Source organism: Magnetospirillum sp. SS-4, assembly GCF_902729425.1.
In the GTDB taxonomy this organism is placed as follows: domain Bacteria; phylum Pseudomonadota; class Alphaproteobacteria; order Rhodospirillales; family Magnetospirillaceae; genus Phaeospirillum.
In genome coordinates, this window is record NZ_LR746532.1 from 58,270 (window position 1) to 78,091 (window position 19,822).

Annotated in this window: 19 protein-coding genes, 1 tRNA gene and 1 CRISPR repeat array (1 of these 21 cut by a window edge); of the genes, 12 read left to right on the forward strand and 8 right to left on the reverse strand. The window is 66.6% G+C overall.

Going from position 1 to position 19,822, the window contains the following annotated elements:
* Nucleotides 1-106: 106 nt before the first annotated feature.
* Entirely contained in the window at nt 107-628 is a 522-nt protein-coding gene (locus tag MTBSS4_RS21625; protein WP_173985454.1) for a thermonuclease family protein, read from the forward strand.
* Nucleotides 629-677: 49 nt separating this feature from the next.
* Here MTBSS4_RS21625 and MTBSS4_RS21630 read toward each other — a convergent pair.
* From MTBSS4_RS21630 to MTBSS4_RS21645, 4 genes are all read right to left on the reverse strand, one after another.
* Nucleotides 678-753, reverse strand: a tRNA-Lys gene (locus MTBSS4_RS21630).
* A gap of 90 nt (nt 754-843) precedes the next feature.
* A complete protein-coding gene (locus MTBSS4_RS21635; protein ID WP_173985455.1) occupies nt 844-2,043 on the reverse strand; it encodes an NAD(P)/FAD-dependent oxidoreductase in 1,200 nt (399 codons plus the stop codon).
* A 9-nt stretch (nt 2,044-2,052) separates the two neighbouring features.
* Entirely contained in the window at nt 2,053-3,141 is a 1,089-nt protein-coding gene (locus tag MTBSS4_RS21640; protein ID WP_173985456.1) for a hypothetical protein, read from the reverse strand.
* A complete protein-coding gene (locus MTBSS4_RS21645; protein ID WP_173985457.1) occupies nt 3,138-3,638 on the reverse strand; it encodes a hypothetical protein in 501 nt (166 codons plus the stop codon). Before MTBSS4_RS21645 ends, MTBSS4_RS21640 begins: the two co-directional genes overlap by 4 nt.
* 307 nt (nt 3,639-3,945) lie before the next feature.
* Between MTBSS4_RS21645 and MTBSS4_RS21650 the strand changes: the two genes are divergently transcribed.
* The 11 genes from MTBSS4_RS21650 (at nt 3,946) to MTBSS4_RS21700 (ending at nt 15,429) form a co-directional block, all read left to right on the forward strand.
* Entirely contained in the window at nt 3,946-4,119 is a 174-nt protein-coding gene (locus MTBSS4_RS21650) for a Flp family type IVb pilin (RefSeq protein ID WP_173985458.1), read from the forward strand.
* Nucleotides 4,120-4,191: 72 nt separating this feature from the next.
* Nucleotides 4,192-4,701, forward strand: a complete 510-nt coding sequence (locus tag MTBSS4_RS21655) for a prepilin peptidase (RefSeq protein ID WP_254432705.1) — start codon at nt 4,192-4,194, stop codon at nt 4,699-4,701.
* 99 nt (nt 4,702-4,800) lie between these two features.
* Nucleotides 4,801-5,706 (forward strand): Flp pilus assembly protein CpaB, encoded by a 906-nt coding sequence (gene cpaB, locus MTBSS4_RS21660; RefSeq protein ID WP_173985459.1) that lies wholly within the window; start codon nt 4,801-4,803, stop codon nt 5,704-5,706.
* The gene (locus MTBSS4_RS21665) at nt 5,703-7,184 is read left to right on the forward strand and encodes a type II and III secretion system protein family protein (RefSeq protein WP_173985460.1); all 1,482 of its coding nucleotides are present in this window, start codon (nt 5,703-5,705) and stop codon (nt 7,182-7,184) included. The genes cpaB and MTBSS4_RS21665 overlap by 4 nt, the downstream gene beginning before the upstream one ends.
* Before the next feature lie 18 nt (nt 7,185-7,202).
* Nucleotides 7,203-7,868, forward strand: a complete 666-nt coding sequence (locus MTBSS4_RS21670; protein WP_173985461.1) for a CpaD family pilus assembly lipoprotein — start codon at nt 7,203-7,205, stop codon at nt 7,866-7,868.
* A 14-nt stretch (nt 7,869-7,882) separates the two neighbouring features.
* Entirely contained in the window at nt 7,883-9,076 is a 1,194-nt protein-coding gene (locus MTBSS4_RS21675) for an AAA family ATPase (RefSeq protein WP_173985462.1), read from the forward strand.
* Nucleotides 9,077-9,081: 5 nt separating this feature from the next.
* Nucleotides 9,082-10,476, forward strand: a complete 1,395-nt coding sequence (locus MTBSS4_RS21680) for a CpaF family protein (RefSeq protein ID WP_173985463.1) — start codon at nt 9,082-9,084, stop codon at nt 10,474-10,476.
* Nucleotides 10,469-11,458 carry a type II secretion system F family protein gene (locus tag MTBSS4_RS21685; protein WP_173985464.1) on the forward strand — a complete coding sequence of 330 codons (990 nt, stop codon included), beginning with the start codon at nt 10,469-10,471 and terminating at the stop codon, nt 11,456-11,458. Before MTBSS4_RS21680 ends, MTBSS4_RS21685 begins: the two co-directional genes overlap by 8 nt.
* Nucleotides 11,459-11,477: 19 nt before the next feature.
* Nucleotides 11,478-12,434, forward strand: coding sequence for a type II secretion system F family protein (locus MTBSS4_RS21690; protein ID WP_173985465.1), 957 nt, complete (start codon nt 11,478-11,480; stop codon nt 12,432-12,434).
* 88 nt (nt 12,435-12,522) lie between these two features.
* Nucleotides 12,523-15,006, forward strand: a complete 2,484-nt coding sequence (locus MTBSS4_RS21695) for an EAL domain-containing protein (RefSeq protein WP_173985466.1) — start codon at nt 12,523-12,525, stop codon at nt 15,004-15,006.
* A 36-nt stretch (nt 15,007-15,042) separates the two neighbouring features.
* Nucleotides 15,043-15,429 carry an Rrf2 family transcriptional regulator gene (locus MTBSS4_RS21700; protein WP_173985467.1) on the forward strand — a complete coding sequence of 129 codons (387 nt, stop codon included), beginning with the start codon at nt 15,043-15,045 and terminating at the stop codon, nt 15,427-15,429.
* 156 nt (nt 15,430-15,585) lie between these two features.
* Here the strand turns inward: MTBSS4_RS21700 and MTBSS4_RS21705 are convergent, their stop codons facing one another.
* The 4 genes from MTBSS4_RS21705 to MTBSS4_RS21720 are packed head-to-tail and all read right to left on the reverse strand — an operon-like array spanning nt 15,586 to nt 19,477.
* On the reverse strand, nt 15,586-17,424 hold the full coding sequence (locus MTBSS4_RS21705; protein WP_173985468.1) for an SGNH/GDSL hydrolase family protein: 1,839 nt from the start codon (nt 17,422-17,424) through the stop codon (nt 15,586-15,588).
* Nucleotides 17,425-17,436: 12 nt separating this feature from the next.
* Complete coding sequence (locus tag MTBSS4_RS21710) at nt 17,437-17,622, reverse strand: hypothetical protein (protein ID WP_173985469.1); 186 nt, start codon at nt 17,620-17,622, stop codon at nt 17,437-17,439.
* Nucleotides 17,619-19,307 carry a carbamoyltransferase gene (locus MTBSS4_RS21715; RefSeq protein ID WP_173985470.1) on the reverse strand — a complete coding sequence of 563 codons (1,689 nt, stop codon included), beginning with the start codon at nt 19,305-19,307 and terminating at the stop codon, nt 17,619-17,621. The genes MTBSS4_RS21710 and MTBSS4_RS21715 overlap by 4 nt, the downstream gene beginning before the upstream one ends.
* Nucleotides 19,304-19,477: a hypothetical protein gene (locus MTBSS4_RS21720; protein ID WP_173985471.1), complete on the reverse strand. Its 174-nt coding sequence runs from the start codon at nt 19,475-19,477 to the stop codon at nt 19,304-19,306. Before MTBSS4_RS21720 ends, MTBSS4_RS21715 begins: the two co-directional genes overlap by 4 nt.
* A 97-nt stretch (nt 19,478-19,574) precedes the next feature.
* A CRISPR array of direct repeats spans nt 19,575-19,822; the repeat unit is 32 nt; unit sequence GTTTCAATCCACGCCCCCGCGTGGGGGGCGAC (it continues 3,258 nt past the right edge of the window).

Below are 19,822 nucleotides of genomic sequence, written 5' to 3' on the forward strand. Positions count from 1 at the left end.
AAACCCGCCAGCAGCTCGGCATCCAGGCGCTGTCCTTCGCCAATCGGTCGGAACAGGGCGTCCTGTCGCTCTTCCGGTAAGATAGCGGCGGCGGGAGGAGGGCGGCGTGAACGCCAGGATCGTCGGACTTGTCCTGTTCGGCCTCGCCCTCGTCCCCTCGCCGGTTCTCGCCGCCCCGATGCGCTGCCCCGAGGATGCCGAGGGCGGCGCCTGCGTCTGGGGCAGGGTCGAGGGATTCGACGGCGCCACCCTTCAAATTCGCGGCCTTTCCATCGCCCTGGCCGGGGTGGTGGCGCCGTCCCGCAAGGATATCTGCGCCAACCGCTCGACCAGGGAGGAATTCGCCTGCGGCCGTCCGGCCCGCAAGCGCATGGCCGAACTGGTGGCCAAGGGAATCGCCTGCGATATCGTCGAGGTGGAGTCGGGCCAGTTGTGGGGACGCTGCCGCGGCCCCGACGGCGACGTGGCGCGGCTGCTGATTCAGGCCGGCGTGGTCAAGGCGTCCAAGGACGGCCTGTTCGAGGACGCCCAGAAGCAGGCGGTCAAGGCCCGGAAGGGATTGTGGGCCGCCGAGATCATCCTGCCCAGGGACTGGGAGGCGGTCCGGCGCAAGAATTCCGACGATTAGGGCAAGTTCAGGGGAGCCCGGATATCCGGCCGTTCCGTCCGAGAGGATTTGGTGGGTCCGCCGGGACTCGAACCCGGGACCTCTCGATTAAAAGTCGCTTGCTCTACCAACTGAGCTACGGACCCATTCCGAAAAGGGGCTCACCATAGGCAGATGATCGCCGTTCGTCAACGTGGGGATGGCGGTGCGAATCGGAATGCCGGCATGGGCGGATGTCAGGCGGTTTGCCCGGCCACCCAGCCCGACGACCATGCCCACTGGAAATTATAGCCGCCCAGCCAGCCGGTGACATCCACCGCCTCGCCGACGAAATAAAGGCCGGAAACCGCCTTGGCCGCCATGGTCTTGGACGACAGCCCGGCGGTGTCGACCCCGCCCAGGGTGGCCTCGGCGGTGCGGTAACCCTCGCTGCCGGCGGGAACCGGCCGCCAGCCGTTCAGCAGCCCGGCCAGACCGGCGAGGGCGGCGTTGGGCGTCTGCCCGATGGGCTTGCCCAGCAGGCCGGCGCGCCCGGTCAGGCACTGGGCCAGCCGGGCCGGCAGCATTTCCGCCACCACGGTCTCGACCTGGGCGTTCGGCCGCGCCGCCTTGCGCCCGATCAGGGTGGTCCGGGCATCCTGGCCGGGCAGCAGGTCGAGGACGATGGGGTGACCCGCCCGCCAGTATGAACTGATCTGAAGGATGGCCGGTCCCGACAGGCCGCGATGGGTGAACAGCACCGCCTCGCGAAAGCGGGCGCCGCCCAGCGAGACCTCGGCCTCGACGCTGATCCCGGCGAGGGTCCGCATCAAGACGAGATCGTCGCCGGCGAAGGTCAGCGGCACCAGGGCCGGGGCGGTGGCGACCACTCCCAGGCCATGGCGCCGGGCCAGGACGTGGGCGAAGCCGCTGGCGCCGATCTTGGGCAGCGACAGGCCGCCGGTGGCCACCACCAGCGACGGCGCCCGGAAGGTTCCCCGGCTGGTTTCCACCCGGAACGGGCCGTCGCCGCCGACCGTGCCGATACGGCAGGAAGTGAGGATTTCCACCCCGCCGGCGCCGCATTCCCGCAGCAGCATTTCGACGATCAGGGCGGCGGAATCGTCACAGAACAGGCGGCCGTGGTCGCGTTCGTGCCAGGCGATGCCGTGGCGGCGGATCAGGTCGAGGAAATCGCCCGGCCCAAAGCGCTTCAACGCCGAGACGGTGAAGTGGGGATTGGCCGACAGGTAATGGACCGGGGCGACGTCGCGGTTGGTGAAGTTGCAGCGGCCGCCGCCCGAGATCAGGATCTTGCGGCCAGGCTGGTCGTTGTGGTCCAGCACCGCCACCCGGCGGCCGCGGGCGGCGGCCGAGGCGGCGCACATCAGGCCGGCGGCGCCGGCGCCGATGACGATGACGTCGTGAGTGGGCGGGAGGACGGGGGAAACGGGCATGGGCGGGTTCTACTCCATGCCGTCCCGCCACTCCAGCAAACGATACGCCGCCCGCCACAAGGTGACGGCGTCGCCGGGCCGCGCGGCCCCAAGATCGGCATGGGCGAGGTTGTCCAGAAGGTAAAGACGCGAACGCGGCGCCGCCCCGGCCAGGGCGATCCCCTCGCCGACCGGCACGATACGGTCGTCGGCGCCGTGAATCACCAGCAGTTCGGCCTCCAGGCCCGACAGGTCGCGCCGGGCGAGGTCGAGCCCGTCCATGTCGGCGACCACGCCTTCGGGCAAGGCCGCGATCAGGTCGGGCACCCGGTCGGGACGGTCGTTGTCCAGCAGCGCCATCACCGAGCGTCCCTGGGGGCCGAGACGGGACGTCAGGTCGTCGATGATGGCGACGGGTTCGGCCAGCTTGCGCCGGGCAATGGCGGCCAGCAGGACGCGGTCGCCGGAATCGGTCAGCCGCTGGGCGTTGCCCAGCACGAACACCCACTTGCCGTAGGCGTTGGGGTCCAGCCGCCGCCACGGATCGGCGGAAGACGGCCGCCAGAATCCGGTGGTGAAGAAGGTCACCACCCGTTTTGCGTCGAACGGCGGCCCGATGGCGGCGATCACCGCCACCCGCCGGGCGATGCCGGGCTCCAGGGCCGCCAGGACGGCGGGAACCGCAGCATAGGAGATCGCCGCGACGGCGGTCCGTCCGCCATCGCGGGTGACGTGACGCACCGCGTCGGCGATGCCGGTCGTGTCCTGCGGCGACAGCCGCAGCGCCCGCGCTTGCGGATTGTCGGGAACCAGGACCCGCCAGCCGGCCCGGGCCAGGGTTCCGGCCAGGGCCACCAGCCGGGGGTCGTCGCCGCCGGCGGCGGCGGCTCCCGGGACCAGCACCAGCGACGCCCTCGGCCGTTCGCCGCCATAGAGGTCGGCGGCATGGCTGCGGCCATCGACGGCGTAGGTGATCCGTTCACGGCTGATTTCGGCGGACGGAAACGGATGGCCGGCAAGATCGGCCAGCAGCAAGGCGGCCTCGACGGCGTGGCGGGCCGGCGGCGACGCCAGGGCCAGGAACAGCGCGATCAGTCCCAGGCAGCGCCCGCATCTCACACCTCGATCCCTCCCAGTCTTTCCTGGGTCTCCTTCAGGCGGTCGGCCTTCTTCTTCATCTCCTGTTCCATGCGCTTGATGCGCCGGTCCAGGTCCTCGATATTGCCCAGCCGCTCGGCCCGCTTGCGTCTGGCGTAGCCGCCCGCCACCCGCTTGATGCCCCAGTCGGCGGTGACGAAGAACAAGGCGGCGCCGGCCACCAGGGTGACGATGGCGGCGATGCCGCCGAAGCTGCTGTTGACCGCCACCATGGCCCCCCAGAAACCGATGGTCACCAGCGACGACGACGCCACCAGGATCAGCCGATTGACGGTCTGGTCGTACACCACCTGACGCTTTTCCATGTCGCGCATGGCGTTGACGATCTCTTCCCTGGCGATGGCCTGCCAAGTGCGGAACGACATGCCCTTGACCGTCCGGTTGTCGCGAATGGTCTGTTCCAGCTTGCGCACCAGATAGTCGGCTTTCTGCTCCGGCGTCGGACCCTCGGCGGCCACTCCCGCTCTCCCCCTGTTGATGGCCGGCGCAGTCTATCACCGTGACGCCGGAGCGGGGAGGGGAGAGGAGGCATCCATGGGCCTCCGCGACCAGCCCTCTGTTTTTCAAGGAACGCAATATGCGTAAAATTATCCGTAAAGTGCCGCAAATAAAACTTTTGCTATGTGAAGCCATACACAGTTTGAGTGGTTGATGATCGGTAATCTACTTCCATGAGACACGGGGCGGGAAGTCGAAGCCAAGTATCTCTTGACGCAAATTGGACGGAGACCCGGAATCGGGACGTCCCATCAAGGAGTGAAAGCCATGTTGACCTATGCTCGCAGCCTGATCCGCCAGCTGGTTCGTGACGAAAAGGGCGCCACCGCCATCGAATACGGCCTGATCGCCGCCCTGATCGCCGTCGCCGCCGTCACCGTGATGGGCACCATCGGCACCAACCTGACCAGCACCTTCACCACCGTGGCCGGCAAGCTGTAGACTGGGGCTTCGCGGCCTGGGGAAACCGAAGCGCCTCCCTCTCGCGGGAGGCGTTTTCGCGAGGACCAAGCAATGATCGCCAACGTCGTCGTCGTCATCGCCGGTCTGCTGTTCGTCGCCGCCCTTGCGGACGCCGCCCAGTCGGACCTGCGCCGGTTTCGCATCCACAACCGGGCGCCGCTGCTGCTGCTGGCGTCGTTCGTGCCGGCCGGATTGGCGGCCGGACTGGACGGAGGCGAGTGGCTGGCCCATCTCGGCGCCGCCTTGGTGGTGTTCGCGGTGGCGGCGGCGCTGTTCGTCCTGGGAATCTGGGGTGGCGGCGACGCCAAGCTGCTGCCGGCGGCGGTGTTGTGGGTGGGGCCGGCCGGCCTTGCCCGTTTCATCATGATCATGGCCCTGGCCGGGGGTGGCCTGGCGGTGGTGGCGCTGCTGGCGCGCCGGGTCGGGCTGGCGCCGTCCGGGCCGGTTCGTGACTGGGGCGAACGCCTCGCCGCCTCCGGCCATGTGCCTTACGGCCTGGCCATCGCGGCCGCCGGCCTCGACTGGTGGATCATCGCCATGCTGCCGCGCCTCATGGGCTGATTCCGCCGACACCGAGGCGGGCGGTTGCGTCGGGGGGGAATTTGGCCGATTGTCGTGTGGGGTGCGAACAGGAGGGGACTTCGAGGTGAGGGCGGTATCATGCGACCGATAGCCATCGTCCTGGTGGTGGCGGCCCTGGCCGCCGGCCTGACCGCCTTTCTGGCCAAATCCTGGCTGGACCGCCAGTCGGCGGGGCCGGCGGCCCAGGCCCAGGCGGCGATGGCCGAGGTGCTGGTGGCCGCCCGCGAGATTTCGCCAGGAACCGTGCTCGGCGCCGACGATCTCCGCTACGAGTCCTGGCCCAGCACCGCCGTCACCCCCCGGCTGATGATCCGCCGCGACGGCGACGACCCCAAGGCCCAGGCGCTGGGACTGGTGGCCCGCCGCGCCTTGGCCGAGGGCGAGCCCTTCGCCATCGCCGCCACCTTCCGCCAGGACAGCGCCGGCGTGCTGGCCGGCGTGCTGACGCCGGGCATGCGGGCGGTCTCTGTCGCCATCACCAATGCCAGCGCGGTGTCGGGCTTCATCACCCCCGGCGACAAGGTGGACGTGGTCCTGTCCACCGACATGCAGCGGGTGATGGAAGGCGGCGACCGGGAACCGGCCGGCACCCTGCTGATCCAGCGCTACGCCGCCGAGACCGTGCTCGCCGATGTCCGGGTCCTGGCCATCGATCAGCAGATCACCCGTGGCCGCGACGGCGCCGCCATCCAGGGCAAGACCGCCACCATCGAGGTCACCCCAAAGCAGGCGGAAATTCTGACCGCCGCCGGCATGGTGGGAACGCTGAACCTGGTGCTGCGCGGCCTGCCCGCCGCCGGCGGCGCCGCGGTGGCCGAAACCGAGGCCGATGCCGCCGGCTTCACCTCCGACACCGAGACCAGCAGGGCGCTGCAAGCCTTGCTGGGGGCCCGGACCAGGCCGGCCAAGCCATCCGGCGGCGGTGGCGGCGGCATTCAGGTCAATCGTGCCGGAATCGTCACCTCCGAAGGGGCCGCCCGATGACGTTTCGCCTGTTCCGCGCCGTCTTGATGTCGCTGCTGCTGCTGACGGGGCCGGCCCTGGCCCGTGACGCAGCCCAGCCGCCGCCGCCCGACCCGGCGCCGCGCGGCAAGGTGGTGACCATGGGCGGCAACGGCACCGCCGCCGCGCCTTCCCGAGCGTTGCCGGCATCGCTGCGCGGCCCCATGCCGGCGGTGTTCGAGTCGATCCGGCTGGCGGTCGGCAAGTCCGCCGATATCTTGCTGCCGACCGAGGTGAGGGACGTCATCGTCGGCAATTCCGACATCGCCGACGTCATGGTGCGCTCGCCCACCCAGATCTACATGGTCGGCCGCGCTCCCGGCCAGACCAACGTCTTCCTGATCGACCGCTCCGGCAAGGCCTTCCGCCGCTACGAGGTGGACGTGGCCATCGATTCCCAGGCGGTGCGGGAGGTGCTGCGCCAGGTGCTGCCCGACGAATCCGCCATCCAGGTCTCGGCGGTGGGCGACAGCCTCTACCTGTCGGGAACCGTCAGGACCGATGCCGCCGGCAACGCCGCCAAGGCGCTGGCGCGGCGCTTCGTCGCCAAGGACGAGAATCTGGTCAACATGATGCGAATCTCCAACGACCAGCAGGTCCTGCTTCAGGTCAAGGTGGTGGAGATGCAGCGCACCGTGGTCAAGGAACTGGGGGTCGGCGTCTCCACCACCCGCCCGATCGGGCTGGCCGGCCATCAGGATCTGACCGGGTTCACCACCTCGACCATCGGCCAGATCACCACGTCCTATTTCGGTTCGGCCACGGTGACCGGCATCGGCACCCTGACCACCAACCTGTCCATGCTGGAGAACCAGGGGCTGATCCGCACCCTGGTCGAACCCAACCTGACCGCCGTGTCGGGCGAGACCGCCACCATGCTGGCCGGCGGCGAGATTCCGATTCCAGTGGCCGACGTCAATGGCTCCATCAGCGTCGAGTTCAAGCCGTATGGCGTGCTGATGAACTTCACCCCCACCGTGCTCGACCCCGGCCGGCTCAGCCTCAAGATGACCGCCGAGGTCAGCGCCATCGACACCGCCAACCGCACCGCCGTCAGTTCCACCATCTCGGTGCCGGCCTTCAAGGTGCGCCGCGCCGGCTCCACCGTGGAACTGCCGTCGGGCGGCTCCATCATGATCGCGGGGCTGTTGCAGAACGATTTGACCGGCAACGTCTCGGGCCTGCCCGGCCTGATGGACATACCGGTTCTGGGCGCGCTGTTCCGCTCCAACGCCTTTCAGCGCAACGAGACCGAACTGGTGGTGATCCTGTCGGCCTACGTGGTGCAGTCGGTGGATCGCCCCGACGCCCTGGCGACGCCGTCCGACGGCTTCGCCCCGGCGTCCGATATCAAGCGGTTCCTGTTCGGCCGCCTGCAAGACACCTATACGAAGCGCGGCGGCAGCGTCCCGCCGGTTCCGGGCCAGTTGCAAGGTCCGTTCGGCTACATCGTTCAATAGGGAAGGGAGGACGCCGCCATGCCTCGCAAAGCCTCCGTCATCGCCCTGCTGCCGCTGCTGCTGGCGGCCGCCGGCTGCGCCGCCGACATGGCGGAACACGACCAGCGCATCTCGCATCCCGTCACCGCCGAGCAGAAGACGGCAATCGCCCTGTTCGACCGCGTCGACGGACAGGACCTGTCCGCCTTCGACCGCGAGCGGCTGGGGCGGCTGGCCGCCGAATCGCTGAAACGTGGCGCCGGTCCGGTGCGGATCATCGTGGGTGCCCGGCCGGGCGAGGAAGCCGCCGGGCACGATTTCGCCCGGACGCTGGCCGACGGGCTGAGGGCCGGCGGCGTCGCCGATATCCGGGTGACGGTGGCCGGCGAGGCCGGGGGAGAGCCGGGAGCGGCCGAGGTGCGGGTTCCGGTCTGGGTGGCGGTGGTGCCCGATTGCGGCAAGTTCGAGCGCGGCATCACGCCGGATTACACCAACGCCCCCAACAGCAATTGGGGCTGTTCCATTCAGCGCAACATGGGGCTGATGGTGCAGAACCCCGCCGACCTGATCCGGGCGCGCGAGACCAGCGGCCGCGACGCCAACCGCGCCTCGGACGTGCTCGGCAAATACGGCAAGGGCGAAGCCACCGGCTCGGCCGCCGAGGCCAAGTCGTCGGGCTCCACCTCCTCGGTCGGCAGCAAGTAGCGGCGGAGCCAATCGTGATTCATCGCCTGACCATCGATGCCTTTACCGCCACGCCGGAAACCGCCGCCGCGCTGCGTCAGGTCCAGCAGGACCGGCAACTGGCCAAGTCGCGTCTGGCGATCCAGGCCGGCGGGCTGGCCGCCGCCATCGCCCGATACGCCGATTCGCCGACGCCGCAGGTGGTGATCGTCGAGGACGACGATTCCGCCACCATGCTGGCGCGGCTGGAGCATCTGGCCGAGGTCTGCGTCCAGGGCACCCGGGTGATGGTGATCGGCTCGGTCAACGATATCGCGCTCTACCGTTCGTTGATGGCACAAGGAATCAGCGAATACCTGGTGTGGCCGGTCTCGGCCCGCCAGATCGTCGATGCGCTGGACAAGCTGTTCGCCGACCCGCAGGCGGCGCCCCGCGGCCGCACCATCGCCTGCTGGGGGGCGCGGGGCGGGGTCGGCTCGTCCACCCTGGCGCAGAATCTGGCCTGGGGGCTGGCCCGCCACCTTCAGGAGACGGTGATCTACATCGATCTCGACCTGGCGTTCGGCACCTCGGTTCTGGCCTTCAACATCGACGCCAAGCAGACCGTCATCGACGCCCTGGCCCATCCCGAGCGGCTGGACGAGGTGCTGATGGAGCGCTGCATGGTCGAATACGACGACCATCTCCAGATACTGGCGTCGCCGGGCGATTGCCGCGTCCATGCCGCCCTGTCGCTGGACAGCCTGGACCTGCTGGTCGAACTGGCGTCCCGCATGGCAGGGCTGGTGGTGCTGGACATTCCCCATCTGTGGGCCGACTGGACCGAACATCTGCTCGGCATCGCCGACGAGGTGGTGGTGACCGCCACGCCGGATTTCGCCAGCCTGCGCGATTCCAAGTCCATCCTGGACGTTCTGGCCGGCCGGCGCGGTCCGGGCAATCCCGCCCGGCTGGTGCTGAACCGGGTGGATGCGTCGCGCCGCACCCAGCTGACCGCCAAGGATTTCGAGGAGACCGTCAAGGTGGCGCCGTTTCTGGTGATTCCGTCCGAGCCGCAGGTGTTCGGCGAAGCCGCCAACAACGGCCAGATGGTGGGCGAGGCGGCAGGCTCGCACAAGATCAACCATGTGCTGAACCAACTGGTCGTCGCCCTGGCCGGCAAGTCTCCGGCCCTGCGCAAGACGGCCCGGCCGGGGCGCGGCCTGCTCGACCGGCTGCTGAAGAGGTAGCCGCCATGTTCGGCCGCCGGGCAGCCCCTCCCGCTTCCAAGCCCGCCGCCGAGCCGCCGCGCGACCGGCCGCCGTCAGCGGCCGCGCCGCCGGCCGCCGCTCCGGCGTCGCCGCGCTCCAGCGAGCTGGACCAGCGATTGTCGGACATCAAGATCGCCATCTTCAACGACCTGATCGATTCGGTCGATCCCACCGAGCTGGGAGCCCTGGAACCGGCCCAGGTGCGGGAGGAAATCTCGGACATCGTCGCCGAGATCATCAGCATGCGCAATCTGGTGCTGTCGGCGGCCGAGCAGCAGGTGGTGATCGGCGACATCTGCAATGACGTGCTCGGCCTGGGACCGTTGGAGCCGCTGCTGGCCCGGGACGACATCGCCGACATCATGGTGAACGGCTGCGACAAGGTCTATATCGAAACGGACGGCCGCATCGAGCTGACCGACATCAAGTTCCGCGATAACGCCCAGCTCATGAACATCTGCCAGCGCATCGTCTCGGCGGTGGGGCGCAGGGTCGACGAATCCAGTCCGATCTGCGACGCCCGTCTGGCCGACGGGTCGCGCGTCAACGTCATCGTGCCGCCGCTGGCCATCGACGGGCCGACGCTGACCATCCGCAAGTTCAAGCGCGAGAAGCTGACGCTCGACAAGCTGGTGGAGTTCGGTTCCCTGACCCAGCCGGCGGCGCGGGTCCTGCAAATCGCCTCGGCGGTCCGCTGCAACATCCTGGTCTCGGGCGGCACCGGTTCGGGCAAGACCACCTTGCTCAACTGCCTGACCCGCTATATCGACACCGCCGAGCGCATCGTCACCTGCGAGGACGCCGCCGAGCTGCAATTGCAGCAGCCGCACACGGTGCGGCTGGAGACCCGGCCGCCCAACCTGGAGGGAATCGGCGCCGTGACCATGCGTGATCTGGTCAAGAACTGCCTGCGCATGCGGCCCGAGCGCATCATCGTCGGCGAGGTGCGCGGGCCGGAGGCCTTCGACCTGCTCCAGGCCATGAACACCGGCCATGACGGCTCGATGGGGACCATCCACGCCAACACTCCCAGGGACGCGCTGTCCAGGGTCGAGAACATGGTGGCCATGGGCGGCTACAACCTGCCGGCCAAGGCGGTGCGCGAACAGATCGCCTCGGCGGTCAACCTGATCGTCCAGGCGTCGCGCCTGCGCGACGGCTCGCGCAAGATCACCCACATCACCGAGGTGATCGGCATGGAGGGCGACGTCATCACCCTCCAGGACCTGTTCGTGTTCGAATTCATGGGCGAGGATTCGCGCGGCCGCGTCATCGGCCGCCACCGCCCCACCGGATTGCGTCCCGCCTTCTGGGACCGCGCCCGCTATTACGGCCTGGACGGCGATCTGGCCGAAGCCCTGAGCGAAAGCCATGCTTGAGCTGCTCGCCCGCCTGCCCGCCGAGATCGCCGCCATCGTCACGGTGCTGCTGGCGGCGCTGGGGGTTCTGGGCTGGTCCATGTACACCCTGATTCACGGCAGCCGCGCCCGCATCCGCCGCCGCCTCGCCGCCATTGCCGGCGGCGCTTCGCATCCCCGCCGCCAGGCTCGCCTGCCCAAGCGCAAATCGGTGCAGGCCCGCCTCAAGCAGGCCGAGGGGACGCGGACCCGTCGGCGCGGCTATCGCCTGCGCGAACAGCTGATGCAGGCCGGGCTCCATGTCGAGGTCTGGCACTACCTCGCCGCCTGCGCCGTGCTGGCGCTGCTGACTTTCGGCGTGGCGCTGCTGATGGCGTTGACGCCGCCGTGGGCGCTGGTCGCCGCCGTCGTCGCCGGGGTCGGCCTGCCCAAGCTGACCGTTGCCCTGATGGCCAGGCGCCGCGTCGGCAGGTTCACCGCCCAGTTCGCCGACGCCATCGACGTGGTGGTCAGGGGCATCCGTTCCGGCCTGCCGCTGGGCGAATGCATCAACATCATCGGGCGCGAGATGCCCGATCCCATCGGCACCGAGTTCCGCCTGATCACCGAGGGCCAGAAACTGGGGCTCAATCTCCAGGAGGTGCTGGCCCGCGCCGTCGACCGCATGCCGATTCCGGAACTGCGCTATTTCTCCATCGTCATCGCCATCCAGCAGCAGACCGGCGGCAATCTGGCCGACACCCTGGTCAAGCTGACCGACGTGCTGCGGGCCAGGAAGCGCATGCGCGAGAAGGTGCAGGCCTTCGCCAGCGAGGCCCGCGCCTCGGCCTATATCATCGGCTCGCTGCCCATCATCGTCATCCTGGCCCTGGCGGTGCTGTCGCCCCAGTACATCGGCATCCTGTTCACCACCGAGACCGGCCATGTCCTGCTGTTCGCCGGCGCTGTCACCGAGATCGTCGGGCTGCTGGTGATGCGCAAGATGATCAATTTCGACATGTGAGGAAGGGAGGACGAGAGACATGAGCTTCGACCTGCCCAACCTGATCATGCTGGTGGCGGCGGTGGCCGCCTTCGCCTCGGTGCTGGCGCTGGCGCTGCCGCTGATGGCGCGCGACCGTCTCGCCAGCCGGCTGCGGGCGGTGGCGGCGCGGCGGCAGGAACTGTCGGCGCAGCAGCGGGCGGCCCTGCAATCGGGCGGCCGTCGCAAGATCCAGCCGCGCCGCCGCCTCGCCCTGATGCGGGCCGTGGTCGACCGCCTGAAATTGCAGGACCTGCTGGAGGCGCGGGAACTCAAATCACGGCTGGCCCAGGCCGGCTGGCGGGGGCAGGCGGCGCCGCTGACCTACATCTTCTCGCGGGTGGCGCTGCCGGTGGTGCTGCTGGCGGCCGGGCTGGTCTACGCCACCACCGTGTTCGCCCATCTGCCGCTGATGAACCGGGCGCTGATCCTGATCGGCGCCATGGGGGTGGGCACCTATCTGCCGGTCATCTGGCTGACCAATGCCATTCAGAAACGGCAGTTCGCCATCGGACGCGCCTTTCCCGACGCCCTGGACCTGATGGTGATCTGCGTCGATGCCGGCCTGTCGGTGGAATCGGCGCTGGGCCGCGTTGTCGACGAAATGGGCGAGAACGCCCCGGAACTGGCCGAGGAATTCGGCCTGACCGCCGCCGAGCTGGCCTTCATCGGCGACCGCCGCCATGCCTGGGAGAACTTCGCGTCGCGCACCGGCTTGCCTCAGGTGAAGTCGCTGACCACCACCTTGCTGCAATCGGAGAAATACGGCACCCCGGTCAGTCAGGCACTGAAGGTGCTGGCCCAGGAGAACCGCGACACCCGCATGTCCGACGCCGAAAAGAAGGCGGCGGCGCTGCCGGCCAAACTGACGGTGCCGATGATCGTGTTCTTCCTGCCGGTGCTGTTCGTGGTCATCGCCGGCCCCGCCGCCATCCAGGTTTCGGGCATCATGAAGTGATTCCAGCATCGCTGTTTTTGCGCGCATCCCTGGCGTGCGCCCCTCGCCTCTTGCATGCCCCGCCATATGGCTTCATGCTGAACGGACAATGAAGGTTCCGTCGGGAGGGAATGTGTCCGAAAGTACCGTTGCGGACCTCCGCCGGAAGGTTGAACGCCTTTCCAATCGCGTAGGCGAGCTGTCGCTTTATCAATCCGTTGTCGATCATGCCTTCGAAGGCATGTTCGCCACCGACGCCGACAACCGCATCATCGTCGTCAATCCGGCCTTCACCGCCATTACCGGCTTCGATGCCGCCGAAGCCATCGGCCAGACGCCGAAACTTCTGAGTTCGGGCTTGCAGGACCGGGCCTTCTACGAGGAGTTGTGGACGACCCTCGGCCAGGCCGGCCGCTGGCAGGGCGAACTGATCGACCGCCACAAGAACGGCCACCTGATCCGCATCTGCCTGACCATCACCACCGAACGCGATCCGTCGGGCGACGTGCTGCACCACATCGCCGTGTTCCGCGACGTCACCGAGGCCCGCGACACCGCCGAACAGCTATGGCGGCGCGACAATTACGACCCCCTTACCGACCTTCCCAACCGCAATCTGTTCCTGGACCGGCTGTTGCAGGCCCTGGTGATCGCCGGACGCGAGGATTCGCGCGTGGCGCTGCTGTTCATCGGCCTGGACGGGTTCAAGAACATCAACGATTCCCTGGGGCACTGGATCGGCGACAAGGTGTTGCAGGAAGCGGCGCGGCGTTTCCAGGCCAGCCTGCCCAAGGGCGACACGGTGGCGCGCTTCGGCGGCGACGAGTTCACCGTGGTGTTGCAGGGCATCCACGACACCGACACGGTGGAAAGCATCAATCGCACCATCTTGGAGGCGTTGCAGGAGCCCTTCATCATCGAGCAGCATCAGGTGCTGATCTCGTGCTCCATCGGCATCTGCCTGTGGCCGGGCGACGGCGACGACGTCGAGGCGCTGATGCGCAACGCCACCGCCGCCCTGGCCCAGTCCAAGCAGGCCGGCCGCAACACCTTCCGCTTCTTCACCCCGGCCATGGACGCCCGCGCCCAGGCCCGCTCGCGTCTGGCCGACGAACTGGCCGGAGCCCTGTCCCAGGGCGAGTTCCATCTGGTGTTCCAGCCGCTGATCGACGTCAAGACCGGCAAGGTGGTGGCGGCCGAGACCCTGCTGCGCTGGCACAACCGCTATCTCGGCGTGGTCAGCCCCGAACAGTTCATTCCCCTGGCCGAGGAACTGGGCCTGATCCGCCCCATCGGCGAATGGCTGCTGACCGCCGCCTGCCGCGAGGCGCTTGCCTGGCAGAACATGGGCCTGGGCGACATCGGCGTCGCCGTCAACATTTCGCCCCGCCAGTTCCAGCAGGGCGACATCATCACCATCATCGAGCGGGCGCTGCACGACACCGGCCTGTCGCCAAAACTGCTGACCGTCGAGATCACCGAAGGGCTGCTGCTGGCCAACAGCGAGGAGATCATCGCCAAGCTGGATCATATCCGCGGCCTGGGCGTCACCTTGTCGGTGGATGATTTCGGCACCGGCTATTCGTCGCTGTCCTACCTCAAGACCCTGCCGGTGGATGTGCTGAAGATCGACCGTTCGTTCATCGCCGACATGCTGGACAACCTCAACGACGCCACCTTGGTCGACGCCATCATCGCCCTGGGCCACTCCATGCGCCTCGAAGTGGTGGCCGAGGGCGTCGAGACCGAGGAGCAGATGGCCTATCTGAGCAGCCACGGCTGCGACACGGTGCAGGGCTATCTGTTCAGCCCGCCGCTCAGCCCCGGCCGTTTCCGCGATTTCGTTGTCGCCCGCGCCCGCTCCGCGCCTGCCGCGTCGTCGCCCGAGGGACTGGCGCCCAGCAGCGTCCGGGTGCTGTTCGCCGACGACAACGAACTGATCCGCCTGGTGTTCCGCGACTTTCTGGAGGGAACCGGCTGCGAGATCGAGGAGGCCCGCAACGGCGCCGAGGCGGTGGCCAAGGCGGCCGGCGTGGCCCTGCCCTACAATCTGATCGTTCTCGACCTCGCCATGCCCGAGATGGATGGATTCCAGGCGGCCCGCACCATTCGCGGCGACGAGGCCGCCCGTGGACGGCCGCGCACGCCCATCCTGGCGCTGACCACCGGCGACGGCGAATCCGAACGCCGGCTGGCGGCCGAGGCCGGCTTCGACCGTTTCCTGGCCAAGCCGGTCTCGCGGGTGGACCTGCTTCAGGCCATGGCCGAGATGCTGCCCCCGGAACAGACCAACGCCGCCCCCAGGGCGGAAACCCTGGCCGGCCACAATATTCCCGCCGGGCTGGAACACCTGCTGCCGGCCTTTCTGGCCGAGATGGACAAGGACCAGCAAACGTTGCGCCGGCTGGCCGAGGACATGGACCGCGCCGCCCTGGCCGAATTCGCCCACGCCATGCGCGGCAAATGCGGCATGTTCGGCGAGGAAGTGCTGTTCGAGCTGCTGGGATGCCTGGAGAATCTAGCCCCCAAGGGTTGCCGCCAGGACATTACAGCCCTGACGGCAAAGGTCGTTGAACGGATCGGGCGGCTGTAGCACCATATCCGAAAAGTATTGGAATCGGATAGGCCGATGAAGATCACCCAATTCACCGATTACTCGTTCCGGCTGCTGCTGTTCCTGTCGCACACGCGCGACCGGGTCGTCACCGTGCGCGAGGTCGCCGCCTATTACGACATTTCGGCCGAGCATCTGAAGAAGATCGTCCGCTCCCTGTCGGAAGCTGGGCACATCCAGACTGTGCGCGGCAAGCACGGCGGCTTGCGGCTGAGGCGCGAACCCCACGAGATCAATCTGGGCCGCCTGCTGCGCGAACAGGAGAATCTGACCCTGCTGCCCTGTCACGAGCCCTGCGACACCTGTCCGGTGGAAAACTGCAAGCTGCGCGGCCTGGTGGACGAGGCGCTGACGTCGTTTCTTCGCCACTTCGACGACAAGACCCTGGCCGATGTGATCTAGCCTGAAGGCACAGACACCCATCAGCCGACTCGGCCTGACCGGTGACAACGTCATGCGACTCCACATAATTTCGGTTAAACAGGTTGTGCACTACTCCCATCATCTGATGCACAATAACCTGTGGAACCGCCCCCACCAGATATCAGAACTATAAATTTAAGCTAGGACCACACCAGGGATGCGGGCAAAGGTAAAGTCAGGCTGCCGGCCTTTGAATCCGCATTCGATCCGCTCTGGGCCGGAGGATGACTGGCGTTGGTTGGCAATAGTGATCCCGATCAGCGCCACGCCGCGTTGGGCGAGGAGGTCTCGTCCCGGCAGATGGTCGATCAGGCGAAGCTCCACATCGCCCGAGACCAGCAGCGGTAGGGTGAAGCTGTAGACCTCCTTCGGTTTGCTCAATGCCACATTCTGGGCCTGACGCAGGAACTGTCGCGCCGGAACCCGGTACCGCAGCCCCACTTCCAACTGGATCTCGTAAACGATGGCGTGGCCCGGATTGGCGATGTCCAGGGTGACGTCTATCAGGGTAGAGAGGGGTGAATAGGCCCCGTCCCAGTCGCGTTCCAGCCCCCGTATCAAGGTGGTCTGGCGGTGGAGTAGGGCAAGGGCGGTGCCAATGCGACGCCGCGCGGCCTCGGTCAGATCGGCGGGGCAGCCGTCCTCATCCAGCCGCCGGATATGCTCCAACTGACGTTCCAGCCGCAGGATAAATCCGTGGAGACGGGAAAACAGTGGTGCAATGGCATGGCGAAGATGTTCCAACTCGCCTCCCACCCGCTGGGCGATGCAGCCGGTATCGGCCAGACCGGGTGGGAAAAATACTCCCTTCTGGATTGCGCCAAGCAGAGCCTTCGCTTCAGCCAGGTCGGCGCTTAGAACTGCGCCATCCCCTTCGATCCGCTCAGCAGTCAGGGCTCCGGCCAATACGAAAGCGGAAAGCTCGGCCAGTAAGGGCGACGCACCCCGCGACAATTCAGCCGCCAGGGTCATCTCCTCGGAATTGTGGATCAGATAGTCCAATATCTCCGCTTGTTCCAGAAGCTTGTCCTCGGCGGCAAGCACCGGTGGCAGCCGCAGGGGCTGGGTCAGCATATGGGTCCAGGCACTGGCGCGGCTCCGCAGGGCGGCGCGGGCGGATTCGTGGTTGGCGTCCAGGGATTTGAGCGCATCCAGCGGCACGGCACGCCGCAGACCACCCTCTTTGGCATCCAGGGCTTCTTGCCCCCAGTTCAAGGCGGCGTTGATATCGTATCCTGCGGAGATCATGGAATCGGTGGCGTCGATGATCTTCTGGGGGAGCGCTAACATATCCGAGGCCGCCATGGGGGCGGAGAACCATTTCGCCTGCCGGATGGTATCGCAAATAAGGCGGGCAGCGGCTTCATGCACCCGCGAGGATGGGTGGCCATCCGATGGACTGAGGATCAGATCATTGGTGGGCAGATTTCCGAATTCGGCCCGAAATGCAGAAGCAGTGTTGACGAAAGCGAAGCGCCGCCCGCCCAGCAATCGGTCGATGGCTGCAATCTGCTGGGCGGGCAGCGGCCGGATTTCGTAGTAGAACACCAAGATGGGAATGCCGGTTCTGTCGATGAAGGCATCCATCCGGTCCAGCAGTCCTCCCAGTTGGCTGTGCCCTTCCCACCAAAGGTGATCGTCTCCGCTGCTCTCATAAGTACGGCCCCACCATTCCATAAATCTGAGGTCGTTATTGCAAACAGAGAACACCAATGCGTCACAGGCGTCGCTTTGCCAGCGCCCCTCCAGCAAGGCCCAGCTATTCCAGATATTGGCACTTTCGATGCCGTGATTGACTGTTTCGAACAGCAGGGAGGGAAATGCGGCGTTCAACTGGCGCCCAAGATGGGCGGGAAAAGCCAGGTCATAGGGGATGCCAGCCCCATGGGTCATGGAATCGCCGATGCAGTCCACCCGCAACACGCCTTCCACCCGTTCGGGCCGAAAATGGTAATCCCTCCTGCCTATGGCCATGGCGGCTGATCTCTAATGGAAGTAGATGAAGTTGAAAGGGTCGGACTCCTCGGCCTCGGGCATTTCCAGGGATTTGGGGTCGGCGGCGGCCAGTTGGAGGACTTGACGCAGCCAGTCGGGAAGATCGGGCTCGTCCGCCGCTCTTCGCAGGCAGTCAGAGGCCCGCCTGCGGGCGTCATCCTTGTCGTCATCGGTCATCGCATCACCAGGAAGCTGCCAATGGCCAGATAGTCGATGTCAGAATTACGGAAACAGCGGATCGCGTCGGCGGGCGAGCAGACGATGGGCTCGCCCTTGACGTTGAACGAGGTGTTGAGCACCACCGGCACTCCGGAGATTTTGCCGATTTCCACAATCAAACGGTGGAACAGGGGATACCGCTCCGCGGAGACTGTCTGGACGCGGGCGGTGTTGTCCACATGGGTGGTGGCGGGAATGACGGTACGCTTGTCCGGATGGACCTGGGGGGCGAACTGCATGAAGGGACTGTCGCCGTTCAGGGCGAAATACTCCGTTGCCCGCTCCTCCAAAACCGCTGGTGCAAAGGGCCGGAATTCCTCGCGGAACTTGACCCGCGCATTGACGGTTTCCTTCATGGCGGCGTTGCGCGGATTGGCCAGGATGCTTCGATTGCCCAGGGCGCGGGGGCCGAATTCCATGCGTCCTTGGAACCAGCCGATGATGAAGTCGTGAGCGATCAGTTCGGCGACGCGACGGCACAGGCTGTCCGGATCGTCGAAACACTCGTAGTCCTGATTCATGCTGTCCAGGGCCGCCTGGATCTCGGTATCGTCATAGGCGGGGCCAAAGCAGGTTTCGGGCGGGGCGATAAGGCGCGGCGCCCCAGACAGGTGATAATAGCCGTAAAGTGCAGCCCCCAGTGAACCGCCGCTATCTCCGGCAGCGGGCTGGATGAAGATCTGCTCGAACAATCCGCTGTCACGAATGGCGGTATTGGCCACCACGTTATGGGCAACGCCACCAGCCAAGCACAGATTGGAAGCTCCGGTCGCCTCCTTTGCGGCGCGGGCCAGATTGACCATGGCACGCTCCACCACCGCCTGCAGCGAGGCGGCCACATCCATGTGTTTCTGGGTACTCGGGGCGCCAGGATGTTGGGGCTCCATGCCGAACAGATTCGGCAAGGCATCGCTGAACATACGGTCGCGGCTGGAGGTATAGCAGAAGAAGTCCTGATCCAGTCGGAAGCTGCCATCATCGTGCAGGGTCAGCAGGTGGTTGAACAGGTCTTGGTATTTGGGCTGGCCATAGGATGCCAACCCCATCAGCTTGTACTCGCCTTCGTTGACCTCGAAGCCCAGATAGGCGGTCATGGCGGAATAGAGCAGACCCAGCGAATGGGGATAGCGGATTTCGCGCAGCTTGGAGATGGATGTTCCCGAACCGGAATACAGCGCCGTGGTCGCCCATTCACCGACGCCGTCCACGGTGAGGATGGCGGCTTCCTGGAAGGGCGAGGGATAGAAAGCGGAGGCCGCATGGGACAGATGATGTTCCAGGTAGAGAATGCCCCGGTCGTAGCCAGTCGCTTCCTTCACGGCCCGGTCCAGGCAACCGCTTTCCTCCATGACATGGCGCAGATTCCAGGCTGCCATTTCGTGGGCTTTGTCGCCGTAATTCTTGGCGGTGATCAGCGCGCGTTCTAGCTTTGTCAGCGGCTTCTCATAGAAGGCGACGCCGTTCAAATCCTTGCTGGTCAGGCCGCCCTGGCGCAGGCACCACTCCAAGGCCCGGCTGGGGAAACCGCTGTCATGCTTCTTGCGGCTGAACCTCTCCTCGTCGGCGGCGGCGACCACCACCCCGTCCTTCACGAGACAGGCCGATGAGTCGTGGTAGTAGCAGGAGATCCCGAGGATATTCATTCCGATGCCTGATACAGTTTGGTCAGGTCCGGGGACTGACGCGAGCAATCGACCCAGGTGGAGTGGGCGGGCGGATCGGTCTGGGTGGGTGCCAGGGCCAAGATGCGCGACAGCAACTCGTTTAGGCGTTGGTTGAAATTGCCTTCCTCCACATTGCTATCGTGCGGCATCCGCTGTTTTCCCCCATGCATTTCCGCCAGTCTTGACCGGAAGGATGACATAATCGGGAATCGCCGAGAAGAGGGCGTCATCGTCGCACGACCGTCAGTTTCAATCCACGCCCCCGCGTGGGGGGCGACTCACCAAGGAAACGCCCGGCTTCGACCTGATGATGGTTTCAATCCACGCCCCCGCGTGGGGGGCGACGGCTGCTCGGGATCATCGCCGGGAAAAGTGTACTCGTTTCAATCCACGCCCCCGCGTGGGGGGCGACCGGAACAGGCGGGACAGCCATGCCGGCAGGCGGAGGTTTCAATCCACGCCCCCGCGTGGGGGGCGACAGATGCGCGCCGCCC